General features: G+C 69.6%; 21 protein-coding genes. 12 read left to right on the top strand and 9 right to left on the bottom strand.

The genetic code is table 11. The features are described 5' to 3' along the window. Positions 1-38 precede the first annotated feature (38 nt). Genes nadA through nadC form a run of 3 tightly spaced genes read left to right on the top strand, consistent with a single transcriptional unit; the run spans position 39 to position 3504 of the window. Entirely contained in the window at positions 39-1058 is a 1020-nt protein-coding gene (nadA, locus tag G7043_RS00565) for a quinolinate synthase NadA (RefSeq protein WP_166042780.1), read from the top strand. Continuing rightward, the gene (locus G7043_RS00560) at positions 1058-2671 is read left to right on the top strand and encodes an L-aspartate oxidase (RefSeq protein WP_166042779.1); all 1614 of its coding nucleotides are present in this window, start codon (positions 1058-1060) and stop codon (positions 2669-2671) included. The genes nadA and G7043_RS00560 overlap by 1 nt, the downstream gene beginning before the upstream one ends. Further along, positions 2668-3504, top strand: a complete 837-nt coding sequence (gene nadC / locus G7043_RS00555) for a carboxylating nicotinate-nucleotide diphosphorylase (RefSeq protein WP_166042778.1) — start codon at positions 2668-2670, stop codon at positions 3502-3504. Before G7043_RS00560 ends, nadC begins: the two co-directional genes overlap by 4 nt. Here the strand turns inward: nadC and G7043_RS00550 are convergent. From G7043_RS00550 to G7043_RS00540, 3 genes are read right to left on the bottom strand one after another with little or no spacing between them, the layout of a single operon-like run. Further along, entirely contained in the window at positions 3475-3900 is a 426-nt protein-coding gene (locus G7043_RS00550; RefSeq protein WP_166042777.1) for an antibiotic biosynthesis monooxygenase, read from the bottom strand. The genes nadC and G7043_RS00550 overlap by 30 nt on opposite strands. Before the next feature lie 40 nt (positions 3901-3940). Beyond that, complete coding sequence (locus G7043_RS00545; protein WP_166042776.1) at positions 3941-4348, bottom strand: cupin domain-containing protein; 408 nt, start codon at positions 4346-4348, stop codon at positions 3941-3943. Between the two features lie 5 nt (positions 4349-4353). Continuing rightward, positions 4354-5127: a carbon-nitrogen hydrolase family protein gene (locus G7043_RS00540; RefSeq protein ID WP_166042775.1), complete on the bottom strand. Its 774-nt coding sequence runs from the start codon at positions 5125-5127 to the stop codon at positions 4354-4356. Between the two features lie 25 nt (positions 5128-5152). On the opposite strand from G7043_RS00540, the gene G7043_RS00535 reads away from it, so the two are divergent. Continuing rightward, positions 5153-6652: an ABC transporter substrate-binding protein gene (locus G7043_RS00535; protein ID WP_313887641.1), complete on the top strand. Its 1500-nt coding sequence runs from the start codon at positions 5153-5155 to the stop codon at positions 6650-6652. Here the strand turns inward: G7043_RS00535 and G7043_RS00530 are convergent. Together G7043_RS00530 and G7043_RS47950 are read right to left on the bottom strand one after the other, a co-directional pair. Further along, the gene (locus tag G7043_RS00530) at positions 6645-7136 is read right to left on the bottom strand and encodes a hypothetical protein (protein WP_166042773.1); all 492 of its coding nucleotides are present in this window, start codon (positions 7134-7136) and stop codon (positions 6645-6647) included. The genes G7043_RS00535 and G7043_RS00530 overlap by 8 nt on opposite strands. Before the next feature lie 10 nt (positions 7137-7146). Next, a complete protein-coding gene (locus tag G7043_RS47950; RefSeq protein ID WP_242641815.1) occupies positions 7147-7635 on the bottom strand; it encodes a hypothetical protein in 489 nt (162 codons plus the stop codon). Positions 7636-7662: 27 nt separating this feature from the next. Between G7043_RS47950 and G7043_RS00525 the strand changes: the two genes are divergently transcribed. Continuing rightward, a complete protein-coding gene (locus G7043_RS00525; protein ID WP_313887640.1) occupies positions 7663-8787 on the top strand; it encodes an aminotransferase class V-fold PLP-dependent enzyme in 1125 nt (374 codons plus the stop codon). Here G7043_RS00525 and G7043_RS00520 read toward each other — a convergent pair. Beyond that, positions 8768-10063 (bottom strand): M14 family metallopeptidase, encoded by a 1296-nt coding sequence (locus G7043_RS00520; protein ID WP_166042771.1) that lies wholly within the window; start codon positions 10061-10063, stop codon positions 8768-8770. The two genes, G7043_RS00525 and G7043_RS00520, sit on opposite strands and share 20 nt — an antisense overlap. A 132-nt stretch (positions 10064-10195) precedes the next feature. Here G7043_RS00520 and hisD point away from each other — a divergent pair, with 132 nt between their 5' ends. The 4 genes from hisD to G7043_RS00500 are packed head-to-tail and all read left to right on the top strand — an operon-like array spanning position 10196 to position 13367. After that, positions 10196-11512, top strand: coding sequence for a histidinol dehydrogenase (gene hisD / locus G7043_RS00515; protein WP_166042770.1), 1317 nt, complete (start codon positions 10196-10198; stop codon positions 11510-11512). Next, complete coding sequence (locus tag G7043_RS47945) at positions 11509-12615, top strand: histidinol-phosphate transaminase (protein WP_166042769.1); 1107 nt, start codon at positions 11509-11511, stop codon at positions 12613-12615. The genes hisD and G7043_RS47945 overlap by 4 nt, the downstream gene beginning before the upstream one ends. Beyond that, positions 12612-13211 carry an imidazoleglycerol-phosphate dehydratase HisB gene (gene hisB, locus G7043_RS00505; protein WP_086666686.1) on the top strand — a complete coding sequence of 200 codons (600 nt, stop codon included), beginning with the start codon at positions 12612-12614 and terminating at the stop codon, positions 13209-13211. Before G7043_RS47945 ends, hisB begins: the two co-directional genes overlap by 4 nt. Continuing rightward, a complete protein-coding gene (locus tag G7043_RS00500; protein ID WP_166042768.1) occupies positions 13212-13367 on the top strand; it encodes a hypothetical protein in 156 nt (51 codons plus the stop codon). On the opposite strand, the gene G7043_RS00495 is transcribed toward G7043_RS00500, so the two are convergent. Then, positions 13364-13969: a class I SAM-dependent methyltransferase gene (locus G7043_RS00495; protein ID WP_313887639.1), complete on the bottom strand. Its 606-nt coding sequence runs from the start codon at positions 13967-13969 to the stop codon at positions 13364-13366. The two genes, G7043_RS00500 and G7043_RS00495, sit on opposite strands and share 4 nt — an antisense overlap. Before the next feature lie 54 nt (positions 13970-14023). Here G7043_RS00495 and G7043_RS00490 point away from each other — a divergent pair, with 54 nt between their 5' ends. Beyond that, positions 14024-14497 (top strand): SigE family RNA polymerase sigma factor, encoded by a 474-nt coding sequence (locus tag G7043_RS00490; RefSeq protein ID WP_207310499.1) that lies wholly within the window; start codon positions 14024-14026, stop codon positions 14495-14497. Continuing rightward, on the top strand, positions 14494-15156 hold the full coding sequence (locus G7043_RS00485) for a hypothetical protein (protein WP_166042766.1): 663 nt from the start codon (positions 14494-14496) through the stop codon (positions 15154-15156). The genes G7043_RS00490 and G7043_RS00485 overlap by 4 nt, the downstream gene beginning before the upstream one ends. Here the strand turns inward: G7043_RS00485 and G7043_RS00480 are convergent. Then, entirely contained in the window at positions 15129-15662 is a 534-nt protein-coding gene (locus G7043_RS00480) for an RNA 2'-phosphotransferase (RefSeq protein WP_166042765.1), read from the bottom strand. The two genes, G7043_RS00485 and G7043_RS00480, sit on opposite strands and share 28 nt — an antisense overlap. A 54-nt stretch (positions 15663-15716) precedes the next feature. Here G7043_RS00480 and G7043_RS00475 point away from each other — a divergent pair, with 54 nt between their 5' ends. Further along, the gene (locus tag G7043_RS00475) at positions 15717-16586 is read left to right on the top strand and encodes an alpha/beta fold hydrolase (protein WP_207310498.1); all 870 of its coding nucleotides are present in this window, start codon (positions 15717-15719) and stop codon (positions 16584-16586) included. Here G7043_RS00475 and soxR read toward each other — a convergent pair. Further along, entirely contained in the window at positions 16530-16994 is a 465-nt protein-coding gene (soxR, locus tag G7043_RS00470; protein WP_166042763.1) for a redox-sensitive transcriptional activator SoxR, read from the bottom strand. The genes G7043_RS00475 and soxR overlap by 57 nt on opposite strands. Positions 16995-17013 lie beyond the last annotated feature (19 nt).

Raw genomic sequence — 17013 nt, 5'->3', positions numbered from 1 at the left:
CGACCAGTAGGCGAAAACCTGGAACCGAGGAGGCAGCGATGGTCGCTACCGCAACCGTGGAGCGAACCGCGTCAGGTGTGTTCGGCGGAGTCGAGCCGGACGCGGCGTGGCGGGACGAGGTGTTGCGGCTCGCGAAGGAGCGGGACGCCGTCATCCTGGCGCACAACTACCAGCTGCCCGAGATCCAGGACATAGCCCACCACACCGGCGACTCGCTCGCGCTGAGCCGGATCGCCGCGCAGTCCGACGCGCAGACCATCATCTTCTGCGGCGTGCACTTCATGGCCGAGACCGCGAAGATCCTCGCGCCGGAGAAGACCGTGCTCATCCCGGACGAGCGCGCGGGCTGCTCGCTCGCCGACTCGATCACCGGCGCCCAGCTGCGCGAGTGGAAGGCGCAGCACCCCGGCGCGGTCGTCGTGTCCTATGTGAACACCACGGCCGAGGTGAAGGCCGAGACGGACATCTGCTGCACGTCGTCCAACGCCGTCGACGTGGTGCGCTCGATCCCGGCCGACCGCGAGGTGCTGTTCTGCCCGGACCAGTTCCTGGGCGCGCACGTCAAGCGCGAGACCGGCCGCGAGAACCTGCACATCTGGGCCGGCGAGTGCCACGTCCACGCCGGCATCAACGGTCCCGAGCTGGCCGAACGCGCCGCCGCGAACCCGGACGCCGACCTGTTCATCCACCCGGAGTGCGGGTGCGCGACCAGCGCGCTGTACCTGAGCGGCGAGGGCATCGTCCCGGCGGAGAAGGTCAAGATCCTCTCGACCGGCGACATGATCACCGCCGCGCGCTCGACGAACGCCCGCAAGGTGCTCGTCGCGACCGAGGTCGGCATGCTGCACCAGCTGCGCAAGGCCGCCCCGGAGATCGACTTCCGCGCCGTCAACGACCGCGCGTCCTGCACCTACATGAAGATGATCACGCCGGCCGCGCTGCTGCGGTGCGTGCGCGACGGCCTGGACGAGGTGCACGTGGACCTGGAGACCGCCAGGCGCGCCCAGGGAGCCGTGCAGCGCATGATCGAGATCGGTCAGCCCGGCGGCGGTGAGTGATGGCCGCGCGCTGGGAGGCGCGGGCCGACCTGATCGTGGTCGGCACGGGCGTGGCGGGTCTGACCGCCGCGCTCCGGGCCCGTGAGCTGGGGCTGCGCGTCCTCGTCGTCACCAAGGCGGCGGGCGACGACGGCAACACGCGCTGGGCCCAGGGCGGTGTCGCGGTGGTCATGGAGGACCAGCACGACCCCGGCGACACCGTGCAGAAGCACATCGAGGACACGCTGACGGCGGGCGCGGGCCTCTGTGACGACGCGGCGGTCACGGCGATCATCACCGACGGGCCTCAGGCCGTCGCACGGCTGCGCGAGCGCGGCGCGACGTTCGACGCCCGGCCCGACGGGCTGCTGGAACGGACCCGCGAAGGCGGCCACAGCGCGTTCCGCGTCGTGCACGCCGGCGGTGACGCGACCGGTGCCGAGGTCGAACGCGCGTTGCTCAAGGCCACTGTGGACGGACGGGTTCCCCTGCTGGAGAACCACGTCGCGGTCGACGCGGTGAAGACGCCGCTCGGCGCCGTCGCCGGACTGCTGGTGCTCGACAGCTTCGGCGTCCCCGGCGTGCTGACCGCGCCCGCCGTGCTGCTCGCGACCGGTGGCCTCGGCCAGATGTACCAGGCGACCTCGAACCCGTCCGTCGCGACGGGGGACGGGCTGGCGCTGGCGTTGCGGGCCGGTGCACTGGCCGCGGACGTCGAGTTCATCCAGTTCCACCCGACCGTGCTGTACACGGGTCGAGGTGCGCGAGGCCGTTGCCCGCTCGTCACGGAAGCCGTGCGCGGCGAGGGTGCCGTGCTGGTCGACGCGACCGGCGCCCGCGTGATGAAGGGCGTGCACCCGCTGGAGGACCTCGCTCCGCGCGACGTCGTGGCGGCGGCGATCACCCGGCACATGGCTCTTGAGCCCGGTGGTGTCGACGACCACGTGTTCCTGGACGCGACCTCGTTGCACGACATGGCGAGCCGCTTCCCGACCGTGTACGCGGCCTGCGTCTCGGTCGGCGTCGATCCGGCCGTGGACCCGATTCCCGTTGCTCCGGCGGCACATTTCGCCTGCGGTGGCGTGGTTTCCACGGTCGACGGACGCACCGGCGTGACCGGCCTGTACGCGGTCGGCGAGGTCGCGCGCACCGGCCTGCACGGCGCGAACCGCCTGGCCTCCAACAGCTTGCTCGAAGGCCTGGTCTGCGGCACGCGCGCAGCCGAGGCCGTGGCCGCCGATCTGGCGGTCGGGTTCATCGCACCCGCCCGCGTCGTCGACCCCGTGCTGCCCACGGCCCCGGTCGCGGACCGGGACCTGCTCCAGCGCGTGATGTCCCGCTACGCCGCGATCGGCCGGGACGCGGAAGGCCTCGCCGTCGTCGGTTCGGTGCTGGACGTGTCCACTGTGGACAAGCAGCTGGAGTCGCGCGAACTGGTCGAGGACGCGGCCCTGACCATGGCCGCCCGCGCCCTGATCGCGGCGGCTCAGGAACGCACCGAGTCGCGCGGTTGTCACGTCCGCACCGACTTCACCGAGCGTTCCGAGGCGTGGCAACGCAGTCAGCTCGTCCGGCTCACCCCGACCGGTCAGCCCGTGCTGGCCGATCCCGTTCTGGTGGAGGGTGTCGCATGACCATCGACTGGGATGACGCGAACCGGGTCATCCAGCTCGCTCTGGAGGAGGACCTCCGCTACGGCCTGGACGCGACGACGCTGGCGACCGTGCCGGAGAAGGCCGTCGCCACTGCGGAGATCACGCCGCGGTCGGCCGGTGTGCTGTGCGGTGTTTCCGTTGCACGAGCGGCTTTTGAGCGCTACCTGCCCGAGATCGAGGTCGTGTCCGAAGCCGCCGACGGTGACAAGGCCGTGCCCGGTGAGCCCGCGCTGGTGCTGACCGGTCCGACCCGCGGCCTGCTCACGGTCGAGCGCACGGCGTTGAACCTGGTCTGCCACCTGTCCGGAATCGCCACGCAGACCGCCCGCTGGGTGAGCGCGATCGAAGGCACCGGTGCTTCTGTCCGTGACTCGCGGAAGACGTTGCCGGGCTTGCGTTTGCTGCAGAAGTACGCGGTCCGCTGCGGTGGCGGCGTGAACCACCGGATGGGGCTCGGCGACGCGATCCTGATCAAGGACAACCACGTCGCCGCGGCCGGTTCGGTGGGCGCGGCGATCCGCGCGGCTCGCGCACACGCGCCGGACTTGCTGATGGAGGTCGAGGTCGACAGCCTGGAACAGCTCGACGAGGCGATCTCCGAGGGCGCGGAACTGGTGCTGCTGGACAACTTCACGCCCGAGCAGTGCGCGCGGGCGGTGGCCAGGAGGCCGGCGAACGTGAAGCTGGAGGCGTCCGGCGGGCTCACGCTGGACGTGGCCCGCCGGTACGCCGAAACGGGCGTGGACTACCTCGCGGTCGGCGGTCTCACGCACTCCAGTCCGTCACTCGACCTCGGCCTGGACCTTCGCTAGCGGTTCGTACCGCTCCACGCTGACGTGCTGGACGCCGGGGAAGTTCTGCACCCGGCGCCAGTCCGCGGTGCGTGAGCCGACGCCGTTGCCGCCGGACACCGCGTCGACGTGGTCCGCGGCGCTGACCCACTCCGCGACGTTGACGACGCGCTTGCCGTCGTCGCGGATGTGGAACGCCGCGGAAAGGCCACCGGGGTGCGGGTTCGGCTCGCTCGCCAGCGCGACGAACACCGAGTCGACCCACGCCCGTGCGGTGGCCTCGCTGTCGGTGTCGACCGTCACCAGCACGACGCAGCCGACGTCGCGGTCACCGCGCGGGTTGCTCGCCCGGTAGAGCTTGAAGCCGTCGAGGTCGGTGCGACCGCGGAAGAACGAGGGCAGTGCGGGAAGAGTCATGCCTCGATCCTGTGAGCTCGACCTATCTGGAGGTCAAGCCTCAGTCGAAGGAACAACCGGGGTTCGGCTCGTCCCGCGACAACGGCGCACCGGCGGGGTTCACGTACAGCACTTCGAGCACCATCGGCGAAGTGCCGAGGTTGCGCCCGATGTGCACCTGGTGCGGCTGCTCGATCAGCGTGTCACCGCGGCGGTTCACGAACGTCGTGGTGCAGTCGGACTCGGTTCGCGTCAGCACGCCCTTCTTGACGAGCGCGTACAGGGTGCCGTCGTGGTGGTGCCAGCCGGTGCTGCCGCCGGGGTTGATGGTGATCTCGCGGACGACGTAGTCGCGGTCGCCGACGGTCCACTGGGCGAGGATCTTGCCCGTCACCCCGCGCGAAGGCGTTGCCGAGGCAACCCCGGAGAACAACAGCAAAGCGGCCACCACGGCCGAAACGATGCGCATGAAGGTCAACGTAGCCGTCGGTTCGCCAGCACGGGCAGGACCTGTCGAGCTTGTTCCACCGCGGCGAGGTCGATGTCGACGACCGAGACCTCCGGCTGGTCGGAGAGCTGCAGGGCCACGTTGCCGAACGGGTCCGCGACCGTCGAGCAACCGATGCCGGTCGGCGCGGAAGAACCCAGCTCACCGGGGTACGCCTGCCCGCACGCCACGACGAACGACGTGCAGTCCAACGCCCGCGCCCGCACCAGCAGCTCCCACTGCTCCTTCTTGCCCGGACCGGCGCCCCACGACGCCCCGACCAGCACCGCCGACGCACCCTTGTCCGCCAGCGCGCGGAACAGCTCGGGGAAGCGGATGTCGTAACAGGTGGCCACGCCCAGCGTGACGCCGTCGACCTCGAAGGTCACGATCTCCGAGCCGGGCGCGACCGTGCGCGACTCCTGGAACCCGAACGCGTCGAACAGGTGGATCTTGTCGTAGCCGAGGTGGATGTCCGGCCCGGTCACCAGCAGCGTGTTCGTCACGCGGTCACCGGAAGGCGTGAACATGCCCGCCACCACCACGACGTCGTGCTGGGCGGCGATCTCGTGCACCGCGGACGCCCACGGCCCGTCCAACGGCTCCGCGACCGGCCCGAGCGGCACGCCGAAGCGGCACATCGTCGCCTCGGGCAGCAGCACGACCCGCGCGCCGTCTGCTCTGCGCACCGCGTCGCGGACGAGCTCCAGGTTCGACCTGGGGTCTGTCGTGGAGCTGATCTGACTCACAGCGATGCGCATGGGGATCACTGTAGGGTCCGGCATTGTGCGTTCCCCACTGTTCCTAGTCGTGTTGCTGGCCGTCGCGGGCTGTACTGAGACCGCCGCACCCCGCCCGGACGGTGGCTCGAACGGCACGTCGATCGTGCTCGCCGACCGCGACGAACCGACCACGCTGAACCCGCTGCTCGGCTACGGCGCACAGGGCGTGTCGAAGATCTACGACGGGCTGGTCGAGCACCGCCAGGACGGCTCGCTCAAGCCGCAGCTCGCCGCCGACCTGCCGGAACCGGCCGCGGACGGGCTGAGCTGGACGGTGAAGCTGCGCGGCGACGTGAAGTTCACCGACGGCAGCACGTTCGGTGCGGAGGACGTCGTCGCGACCTACACCGCGGCGCTGCAGAACCCGGTCAAGGAGCGGTTCGGCACGCTCAAGGGCGTCGAGCAGGTCGACCCGTCCACGGTCCGCTTCACCCTCACGCAGACGCAGGCGGCGTTCCCGCACCTGCTCGTGCTCGGCATCCTGCCCAGCGAGCAGGCGAACCCGAACGGCCAGCCGATCGGCACCGGTCCGTACAAGGTCACCGAGTGGAAGAAGGGCGACCGGCTGCTGCTGGACGCCAACGACGGCTACTTCGACGGCGCGCCCAAGGTCAAGAAGCTCACCGTCGTGTTCGTCACCGACGACAACCAGCGCGCCAGCCGCATGCAGGCCGGCGAGTTCGACGGCACGGTGCTGCCGCCCAAGATCGCGACGCAGTTCGCCGGCAAGTCCGGCCTGACCGTCCAGTACCACCGCAGCGCCGACTACCGGGCCGTGCGGCTGCCCGCGGCGCACCCGGTCACCGGCAACCCCGCGATCCGGCTCGCGCTGAACTTCGCCGCGAACCGCCAGGGCATGATCGACACCCTGCTGGAGGGCAAGGGCACCATCGCCTACACGCCGGTGCCGGACGCGTTGGCCGAGGAGTTCGACCCGACCGCGAAGTTCCGCTTCGACAAGACCGAGGCCATCCGTCAGCTCGACGCGGGCGGCTGGGTGCCCGGCGCGGACGGCATCCGGGTCCGCGAGGGCGTGCCCGCCCGGTTCACGCTGATGTACCCGCTCGGCGACGACCTGCGGGCCGACCTCGCCACGGCGTTCGCGGCCGACGCCAAGGCCGTCGGCGTGGACGTGCAGCTCGCCGGCCTGTCCTGGGAGGCGATCCGCCCGCGGATGGCCCAGGACGCGCTGCTCTACGGCGAGGGTTCGCCGTTCGACCCCGACCTGATGCTCTACGACCTGCGCGGTCAGGGCAGCCCGGCCGCCGACGCGGCGCTGGAGAACGGCCGCAAGCTCATCGACCCGGCGCAACGTGCGGTGGCGTACAAGCTGTTCCAGCAGGCGTACGTCGCGGCGCCGTCGATGGCGGTGCTGGTCTTCCCCGAGCACGCGTATGTGATGCGCGACTCGTGGAACGGCTACCAGCCCGTGGTCGACCCGAACTCCTACGGCGCGCTGGCCTGGGGTCCGTGGTGGAACCTCGACAAGTGGGAGCCTAAGTAGTCACGCGGTTGATCTCGCGGACGGCACGTTCGGGGTCGTCCGCCCAGAACTCGACGCGCTCGACCCGTTGCACGCCGGTCTTGCCGAGGTTGACGAGCTGCGGCTCGTGGAACGGCACCGAGACGTTCGTCCTGGTCAACGACTGGATGACGAGCGCGTCCCCGATCACCTCGACGCTGCGCTGCCCCTTGTGGGCGCGCTCGGCGACCTTCGCCGCGCCCAGGTCCCCGGCCGGGATGCGCCAGTCGAAGAACCCGAGCTGGCGCAACCGCAGTTCGTCCGCGGAGACGGTGTGCGGCTGGCGGTACAGCACGTAGAGAGCGCCCACGCACACGACGGTGTTCAGCGCGCCCAGGACGATCAACGTGATCAGCAGCCACGGGATGTCCAGGCCGAGCGCGACCAGCGCGACCCCGACGGCCGTGATGATCAGGAACCGCAGGTACCTCGGTCGCATGCGCTTGCCGTAGGGGATCTCCACCATGTGGCCGAGCCTATTTCCGCAGAGCGCGCACCATCTCGTCGGGGTTGTCGGCCCAGAACTCGATCTTCGTCACCTCGTGCGCTCCGCGGCGCCCGAGGTCGACCTCCTGCGGTTCGTTGAGCAGCACGAGGACGTTGGTGGAGTTGGCGACTTCCAGCACGAGCGTTCCGTCCACAACGGACCGCGTCTTGTTCAGCGACCGGCTGGTCATGCCGTGCGTCACGGTCTCGATGGCCGACAGCGGAATCCGGTACTCGAACTCGCGCGCGTACCGCAGCCACAGGTACTCGTCGTCGATCTCGTGTTTGAACTTGTGCAGCATCCACAGCAGCCACCCCAGCAGCAGCGCGCTCAGCAACCCGAACGCGAGCAGCACGGCCCGCAACCAGAACCACGGCACGAGCAGGTCGACGAGCAGGACCTCCACGGGTGTCAGCACGAGGAACACCCACAAGAACGGCTTGATCTGAGCGCTGTACCCGAACGAGCGACCCCCCATGTACTCGATGGTGGCACAGTTGAGCTGGTGAGTGACCTGATCTTCTTGGACAGCGCTGGTTCCTCGATCCCTCCCGCTCCCGTCGTCGACGAGGTGATCGGTCATCTGAAGCGGGAAACCGAGATCGGCGGCTATCGCGCCGCCGCCGAACGCCGGGATGACCTGGAGGCGGGCTACAGCGTCCTCGCTGACCTCTTCGGGTGTCGCCCGACCGAGGTCGCTTTCACGGACAGTGCAACTCGATCATGGTTGGCGGCCTTCGACGCGGTACCCCTGGAAGCCGGGGACCGAATTCTTGTCACAGAGGTCGAATACGGTGGCAATGCGATCCCGGTTCTGCGTCGTGCGGCGGAGACCGGGGCGGTCGTCGAGGTCATCCCTTCCGACATCCGCGGACAGGTCGATCTCGACGCTCTGAACCTTGACAACAGAGTCAAGCTGATCTCGCTCGTGCACGTGCCGACGAACGGCGGTTTGGTCAACCCGGTCAACGACGTCACGGCTGCGGCTCGTGAGGTCGGCGCGCTGGTGTTGCTCGACGCCTGCCAGTCGACCGGGCAGCTCGATCTGCGTGGCCTCGACTACGACATGTTGGCGTGTACAGGTCGTAAGTGGCTGCGCGGACCGCGCGGCACCGGTGCGCTGGTCGTGCGCGACGAGGTGCGGGAAAGGCTCCACCCACGTCTGGTGGACCTGCACAGCGGCGTGTGGACCGGGCTGAACGAGTACCGGCTGCGCGACGACGCGCGGGTGTTCGAGCTGTGGGAGTGCAACGTCGCCGACCGGCTCGGCATGATCGCGGCCGCTCGCTACGCGCTGGACAGGGGGCTCGACGTGATCGAGGCGGAGGTCGCGGACCGGGCCAAGCGTTTGCGCGAGGGTCTCGCCAGCATCCCCGGCATCACCGTGCGGGATCTCGGCGAACGGCAGTCCGGCATCGTCACGTTCACCTCGCGGGACGTGCCGGCGATGGAGCTGAAGGACCGGCTCTGGGACCTGGAGGTCGCGGTGACGGTGTCGCAGAGCGGGTCGACGTTGATCGACATGACCAGGCGGGGCCTGGACGAAGTAGTGCGGGCGTCCCCGCACTACTTCGTCACTCCGGAAGAGATCGATCAGGCGCTGGAACGGGTCAGCAGGTCTGTCCGATGACCCGCTTCACGCAGTCCGAGTAGCCGAGGAACATGTCGACGGCGCGGTCGTTGCGAGCGGTCTGCGCCGCGATCACCGTGTCGCGCGGGTAGAAGCCGTTGAGGCCGCCGCTGCTCGGGTACAGCTCGAAGGTGTAGGCCCAGATCTTGTGCTGGCCCCACATCCAGTCGTCGCTGGTGCCGTCGGTGATGTACAGGTCGCTCGCCTGTTCCGGCGTGTAGCCGTTGGTGGCGGCCATCTGCCGGCCGAGCGTCTGGAACGCGCGCGCCTCGTCCGCGTTGAGACCGGTGTCGGTGTCCGCCTTGGTGTAGCCGTACGGCCACAGCACGAGCTCCGAGAACGAGTGGAAGTCGATGAACGTCTTGATCTGCTGGGCGCCACCGACCACGCGCGAGTTCACGAAGTCGCGGATGCGCGCGGTCTCCGGCGCGGAGAACGCCGCGGTGCCGCGGTAGGTGTCCGACGTCGAGGTGCCGCTGGAACCGCCGCAGCAGCCCCACTTGTAACCCCAGTTGCGGTTGAGGTCGGTGCCGTTGCCCTGGCGGTTCTTGCGCCAGCCGCGGAACGAACCGGTGGCGATGTCGTACTCGGCGCCGTCCGGGTTCATCATCGGGACGATCCAGACCTCGCGGCTGTCGACCAGGTTCTTGATCGCCGGGGTCGCGTAGTTGTCGGTGTAGCGCTTGATGATCTGCAGACACTGCTCGACGGTCAGGTGCTCGCGGGCGTGCTGGCCGCAGACGAACAGCACCTCCGGCTCGCTCTCGTCGGAGGCCACGTTGTCACTGAGCTTGAGCGCCCAGATGTCCCGGTTCTGGAAGCTCTTGCCGATGCTGCGCATGCTCGTGAGGGTCGGGTGGTCGCGGACCGTCTGCTGCAGCTCGGCGGTCATCTCCGCGAAGTTGTGGTAGCCGGTGTAGCCGGACGGGAAGTCCTGGGTGCCGATCTGGCCTGGCTGCGGGTCGGCGAACTGGACCTTGCCCAGGCTCTTGAGCTCCTGCTCGAAGTCGCCGACGTACTTGATCGGCAGACCGGTCGCCCGCAGGGCCTGGTACTGGGACTTGTCCGCGACCACCGAGACCGTGGTGAGTTTGGTCGCGCCGAGCACGTCCACGCCGATCTCGGCGATCTGCGTGCGTTCGGCGGAGGTGTTCGCGGTGACTTCCAGCAGATAACGGCCGGAGTCGGCGGTACTGGGCGTCGCCATGCCCGCGACCAGTACGGGCAGGCATATTGCGAGCACTGCGGCGATCTTGCCGCGGCTCTTGCTGAACATCGGTCCTCCATCATCAGCAGGGGTTTGCGACGGAGTGGTGCCCAACCGAGCGTGGCGGGGGGTCACAGGGTGAGATAGCGCCGATAGCGGGCTGACCGTTGACAGAATTCGGCAGGAACTACCCTGTAAGGCATGCTCAGCCGCATCGACCTGCGAGGTCGCACCACGACTCCCGCTCAGCTGCGCGCCGCCGTGCCGCGCGCCGAGATGGACGTGGACGTGGCGCTGCATCAGGTGCGTCCGATCGTGGACGCGGTCGCGGCTCGTGGCGTCGAGGCGGTTCTCGAGTACACGGAGAAGTTCGACGGCGTTCGTCCCGCTTCTGTTCGGGTGCCCGCTTCGGCGATCTCGTCCGCTTTGTCCTCGCTGGACCCGGCCGTGCGCGAGGCGTTGGAAGAGGTGATCACGCGCACCCGCCGCGTGCACGCCGACCAGCGCCGCACCGACACGACGACGCAGGTCGTGCCCGGCGGCACCGTCACGGAGAAGTGGGTGCCGGTCGCGCGCGTCGGCCTCTACGCGCCCGGCGGTCTGGCCATGTACCCGTCGACCGTGGTCATGAACGTCGTGCCCGCGCAGGTCGCCGGTGTCGAGTCGCTGGTGGTGTGCTCGCCGCCGCAGGCGGAGTTCGGCGGCCTGCCGCACCCGGCGATCCTGGCCGCCGCCGCACTGCTCGGCGTCGACGAGGTGTGGGCCGCGGGTGGCGCGCAGGCGCAGGCGCTGATGGCGTACGGCGGCGTGGACACCGACGGCGGTGAACTGGCTCCGGTCGACGTCGTCACCGGTCCCGGCAACATCTACGTGGCCGCGGCCAAGCGGCTGCTGCGCGGTCTGATCGGCATCGACGCGGAGGCGGGGCCGACCGAGATCGCGATCCTCGCCGACTCGACCGCCGACCCGGTGCACGTGGCCGCCGATCTGATCAGCCAGGCCGAGCACGACCCGCTCGCCGCGTCGGTGCTGGTGACCGACTCCGTCGAACTGGCCGACGCCGTGGACGTCGAGCTGGAGCGCCAGATCGGTGCCACCAAGCACGTCGAGCGGATCCGCACGGCGCTGGGCGGCAAGCAGTCCGGCGTGGTGCTGGTGTCCTCTGTGGACGAAGGTGTGCGGGTCGTCAACGCGTACGCCGCCGAGCACCTGGAGATCCAGACGCGCGACGCGCGTGAGGTGGCGGCGCGGATCCGGTCCGCCGGCGCGATCTTCGTGGGCGCGTACTCGCCGGTGTCGCTCGGCGACTACTGCGCCGGCTCGAACCACGTGCTGCCGACGGGTGGCTGCGCGCGGCACTCGTCCGGGTTGTCCGTGCAGACGTTCCTGCGCGGCATCCACGTGATCGACTACTCCGAGGAAGCACTGCGCGAGGTCGCGGACAAGGTCGTCGTGCTGGCAGGAGCGGAGGACCTGCCCGCACACGGGCAGGCTGTCACAGCGAGGTTCTCCCGATGAAGCCTGTTGTCGGCGCACGGGTGGAGCTTTCCGATCTGCCTCTGCGTGAGGACCTGCGCGGCCGCACGCCCTACGGCGCACCGCAGCTCGACGTCCCGTACCGCTTGAACACCAACGAGAACCCGTACGCGCCGACCGATGCCCTCGCGGCGGACGTCGTCGCGGCGGTCGCGGAGATCGCGGGCGAGCTGCACCGGTACCCGGACCGCGACGCGGTGGCGTTGCGCGAGGACCTGGCGGCTTATCTGGCGTCGGCCACGTCGGTGACGTTGACCGCCGAGAACGTGTGGGCCGCCAACGGGTCGAACGAGATCCTCCAGCAGATCCTGCAGGCGTTCGGCGGGCCGGGCCGGGTGGCCCTGGGCTTCGAGCCGTCGTACTCGATGCACCCGATCATCGCGGCCGGCACGCGCACCGAGTGGTCGCCGACGCCCCGCCGTCCGGACTTCTCGCTGGACGTGGAGAAGGCCGCCGCTCTCATCGCCGAGACCCAGCCGGACGTCGTGTTCGTGACGTCGCCGAACAACCCGACGGGCCAGTCGATCCCGCTCGACGACCTGCGCCTGCTGATCGCGTCCACGACGGGCATGATCGTCGTGGACGAGGCGTACGCGGAGTTCTCTCCGCAGGAGAGCGCGATCAAGCTGCTCGACGAGTACGGCTCGCGACTGATCGTCTCGCGCACGATGTCGAAGGCCTTCGCCTTCGCGGGCGGGCGCCTGGGCTATCTGGCGGCCGCTCCCGCTGTCGTCGACGCTCTGCAGCTGGTGCGCCTGCCGTACCACCTGTCCGCTCTGACGCAGGCTGCCGCGCGGGCCTCGTTGCGGCACGCCGCGGAGACGCTGGGCTCGGTGGCGCTGCTCGCCGCGGAACGCGATCGGGTGGTCACCGAGCTGGCGGCGCTGGGTTTCCAGGTCGTGCCCTCGGACGCGAACTTCGTGCTGTTCGGCTGGTTCGAGAACGCACGTGAGGTCTGGAAGTCCTATTTGGACCACGGCGTGCTCATCAGGGACGTCGGAATCGCGGGTCACCTGCGGGTGACCATCGGAACGCCCGAGGAGAACGACGCTTTCCTCGCGGCCAGCAAGGAGGTCAGCCGGTGAGCCGTGTGGGCAAGGTGGAGCGCACCACCAAGGAGTCGTCGGTCTACGTGGAGATCGACCTGGACGGCACCGGCCAGGTCGAGATCAGCACCGGCGTGCCGTTCTACGACCACATGCTCACCGCGTTCGGCGTGCACGGCTGCTTCGACCTGATCGTCCGCGCCACCGGTGACGTCGAGATCGACGCGCACCACTCGGTCGAGGACATCGCGATCGTGCTGGGCCAGGCGCTGCGGGAAGCGTTGGGGGACAAGAAGGGCATTCGCCGCTTCGGCGACTGCTGGATCCCGATGGACGAGACCCTCGCGCACGCGTCGGTCGACGTCTCGGGCCGCCCGTACACCGTGCACCGCGGCGAGCCGGAGCAGTTCAACAGCTTCGTGATCGGCGGCAACTACCCGTTCGTGCTGAACCGCCACGTGTTCGAGTCGCTGGCCTTCCACGCCCAGATCGCGCTGCACGTGCGCGTCGAGTACGGCCGCGACCCGCACCACATCGCGGAAGCCGAGTACAAGGCGATCGCGCGCGCCCTGCGTGCGGCCGTGGAGCCCGACCCGCGCGTCGGCGGCATCCCGTCGACCAAGGGCGTGCTGTAGATGCCGAAGGAAGTCGTCGTCATCGGCCTGCTGGCCCTCGCGGGCTTCCTGGGCGGTGGCGTCTACGCGACGTGGAAGACCGCCAAGTTCCTGGCGGTCATCCTGCTGGTGCTGACCGTGATCGCGGTCAGCGGCGCGGTGCTCTGGCTGCTTTAGTGCTTACGGGCGAGGACCCAGTGGAACGTCGCCGGGTCCGGCTCGTGCATGGTCACCAGATCGTCGATGACGATCTCCAAGTGCTGGGCGAGCAGCTCACGGTTCCTCGCGGGCGTGTTGCTGCCGAAGAACATCTCGACGCCGAGCCAGTCCTCCGTGGCGTCCGGGGTGCCGACGCCGAGCGAGGCCAGGAACAGGCCGCCGGGCTTGAGCCACCGCGCGATGTTGGCGATGAGCGCGGGCTGTTCGGCGCGCGGCACGTGCAGGATCGAGTAGAACGCCGCAACGGCGTCGAACTGGCCGTCCGGGAAGTCGAGCGCGGTCATGTCGGCCTTCTCGAACCGCGCGCCCGGCACGTTGGTGCGGGCGAGGTCGAGTTGCTGCTGTGACAGGTCGACGCCGAGCACGTCGTGGCGTTCGGCGAGCTTGCGGGTGCTCGGCACGCCCGCGCCGCAGCCGAGTTCGAGGACCTTCGCGTTGTCGTCGAGCCGGTGGTCGAGCTCGTTCAGGTAGTGGGCGCGCGGGTCGTCCGTGATCTGCGCCGACCACGTGAGGTAGTGCTCCGCGATGGCGTCGTAGCCGGTCTCCACGATCTTTTTCACGAGATCGAGCAAACCACGTCAACCCGGTTGCCGCGCCGGATTGTCTAACTGGGTGTGGGTGACTTCGAGAGTTTCGCCGAGACGGCGTCCGACTCCCTGTTGCGCCAGGCCTGGCTGCTGACCGGCGATCCGCACAAGGCGGAGGACCTGCTGCAGACCGTGCTGGCGCGGCTCTGGCAGCGCTGGGCCAGAGTCAGCGATCCGTGGCCGTACGCGCGCAAGATGCTCTATTCGACGTATCTCACCTGGTGGCGGCGTCGCTGGCGGCACGAGGTGCCCACCTCGGAGTTGCCGGACGCGTCGTCGGCCGGGCCGGACGTGGAGCTGCGGCTCACCTTGCTCGGGCGGCTCGCGTCGTTGAGCCGGATGCAGCGCGCCGTGCTCGCGTTGCGCTACTGGGAGGACCTGTCCGTCGAGGACACGGCGACCGTGCTCGGCTGCTCGGCCGGTTCCGTGAAGACCCACACCGCACGTGCCCTGGCGGTACTGCGCGCCGATGAGTTGCTACGCCTGGAGGCGGGACTGTGAAGGAACTGTTGGAGCGGTCGATGCCCGAGTTCGAGCCGGTGCCGGACAGGTTGGACCGGGTGCGCGCGAAGATGCGCGCGCGGCGGGACCGGCGGCTGGTGACAGGTGCCGCCGCGGCCGTGCTGGTGGTCGCGGCCGGTGCGGCGGTGGCGGTGTCACGACCGGCACCGCCGGAGCCCGCGCCCGCGGCTGCCGCGACCGATGCGTGTCAGCAGAGGGACGGACGGCCTTACATCCGGCTGGACAGGTCCCGCGGGGACGTTCCCGTCGGCGCCTCGAAGGTGACCCTGTGCGTCTACCTGTACCTCGGGACGAGCCGTCCCAGCACCGATCAGGGACCGGACGGTCGCGACCCCGAACTGGTCAACAACTGGCAGTTGGTCGGGGCGCGGCAGCAGGCGGGCGACGGCTCGATCGAGCGGAAGGTGAACGCCATGCCGGCGCCTGGGCTGTGCTACACCTCAGGCGGGGAGTACCAGTGGGTGTTCGAGTACCCGGACCAGCCTCCGTTCGTGAAGGCCATGACGTCCAAGTGCAACGTGCCGATCCAGCGCGACGAACTGCTCCGCGACGGCGACCTGCTCGGGTGGCTGGACCGGATGGAGCGGTCGACCGCGCCCTACATGGGAACTCAGGACGGCGTGTACGGGTACAAGTAGCGGGCCGGGACGTGTTGGGTGAGCCACACGCCGTTGGCACTGAGCTGGAACTCGTGCCCGTTCTCGTGCATCGCCTTGGCGTCGACGGTGAGGATCAACGGCCTGCCGCGGCGCGCACCGACCCTGCGCGCGGTCTCGACGTCGGGGGACAGGTGCACGTCGTGCCGTGACATCGGGCGCAGTCCGTCGCGCATGATGTCGTCGAGGTACTGCGCGACCGTGCCGTGGAACAGCTGGTCCGGCGGGACCGCGGTGGGCAGGCCGAGGGCGACCTCGACGCTGTGACCCTGGTTCGCGCGGATGCGGTCGCCGTCGATCGTGAAGCGCTTCTTGTCGTTCTGCGCCACGACCTCGTGCAGCTCGGCGGCGGAGATGCCGAGCGCGTTCAACAGGTCGGCCACCGGGACCCAGCCGGCCGGGTCGAGGGTGAGGCCGACGCGCTCGGGCTGGTGCCGCAGCGCCTTGGACATCCGCTTCGAGAGGCGGATCATTCGTTGTTCTTCCATTTCGCACTCAGGAAACCACAGCACGTCCAGTCGTTTTGCGGTTTCATGGGCCGGGTGTGGCATGAGCGGCGGGTTCCTGGCGAGACCGACATCTTCGTGGCGTGGCAGGAGGGAACCGGCGACCGGACGCTGCTCGCGATCCACGGCGGCCCCGACTGGGACCACAGCTACCTGCGCGACCCGCTGGAACGCCTCGACTGCCGGCTCCTCCTGCCTGACCTGCGCGGTTGTGGCCGTTCGGGCCGGGCGCCCGAGTACCACCCGGACGGCGTGATGGACGACCTCGTGCGCGTGCTGGACGCGTTCGGCGTCGAGCGCGCGGACGTGCTGGGGCACTCGTTCGGCGGCATGGTCGCGCAGCGGTTCGCGATCACCCACCCGTCCCGCGTGCGCAGCCTGGTCGTGTCGGGTTCCAGCGTGCTGCCGGTGCCGCCGGACGCCTTCGAGGGCTGGACGGAGCGGGACGCGCTGCTCGCCGGCCGGGAGGACCCGTGGCAGCGCGGAGGTCTGACGCCGGCGGACGTGCAGGCCGAGGCGGTCGCGGCGGCACCCGTCAACATCTGGCGCGCCGAGGCGATGCCCGGTTACCTGCGGCGGCTGGAGGACGTCCGGTTCGGCGTCGAGTGGGTGCGGCAGCTGCAGGCGGGAACCCTCGTCACGCCGCGGCTTCCCGATGCCGCGCAACGAATCGCGGAGCTGGACCTCCCGGTGCTCCTGTTGCACGGCCGCTACGACATGACGTTCCCCGTCGACCTGGTCGAGCCGACGCTCGACCTGATCCCGCGGGCGCGTGCCGTCGTGCTGGAGGCGGGCCACATGCTGCACGTCGACGACCCGGAGGGCTACCTCCGCGCCCTGCGCGAGTTCCTAGGCGGTGCCGCCCTCCATGACGGGCTTGAGCTTGGGCGCGCCCGGCCCGTGTGACGCCTGCTCGTCGTCGATGTTCTGCAGCGCGCAGCTGCGCAACGACAGGCAGCCGCACCCGATGCAGCCGGTGAGCCGGTCGCGCAGCCGGTACAGCGCGTCGATCCGGGCGTCGAGTTCGGTCTTCCACGAGCGGGAGAGGCGTTCCCAGTCCGACTTCGTGGGCGTCCGGTTGTCCGGCAACTGGGCGAGGGCGCCGTGGACGTCCTCCAGGGTGAGGCCCACGCGTTGGGCGGTGCGGATGAAGGCCAGGCGCCGCAGCACCGAACGTTGGTAGCGCCGCTGGTTACCCGCGGTGCGGACGGAGGCGATCAGGCCGCGGTCCTCGTAGAAGCGCAGGGCGGTGTGGGGGACGCCGCTGCGCTCGGCGACCTGGCCGATGGTCAGCATTTCCGGCAACTTGCTCACCCGATCATGGTAACCGCTT

The organism is Lentzea alba (assembly GCF_011067745.1).
In the GTDB taxonomy this organism is placed as follows: domain Bacteria; phylum Actinomycetota; class Actinomycetes; order Mycobacteriales; family Pseudonocardiaceae; genus Lentzea; species Lentzea alba.
This window is presented reverse-complemented; position numbering and strand designations above follow the sequence as displayed.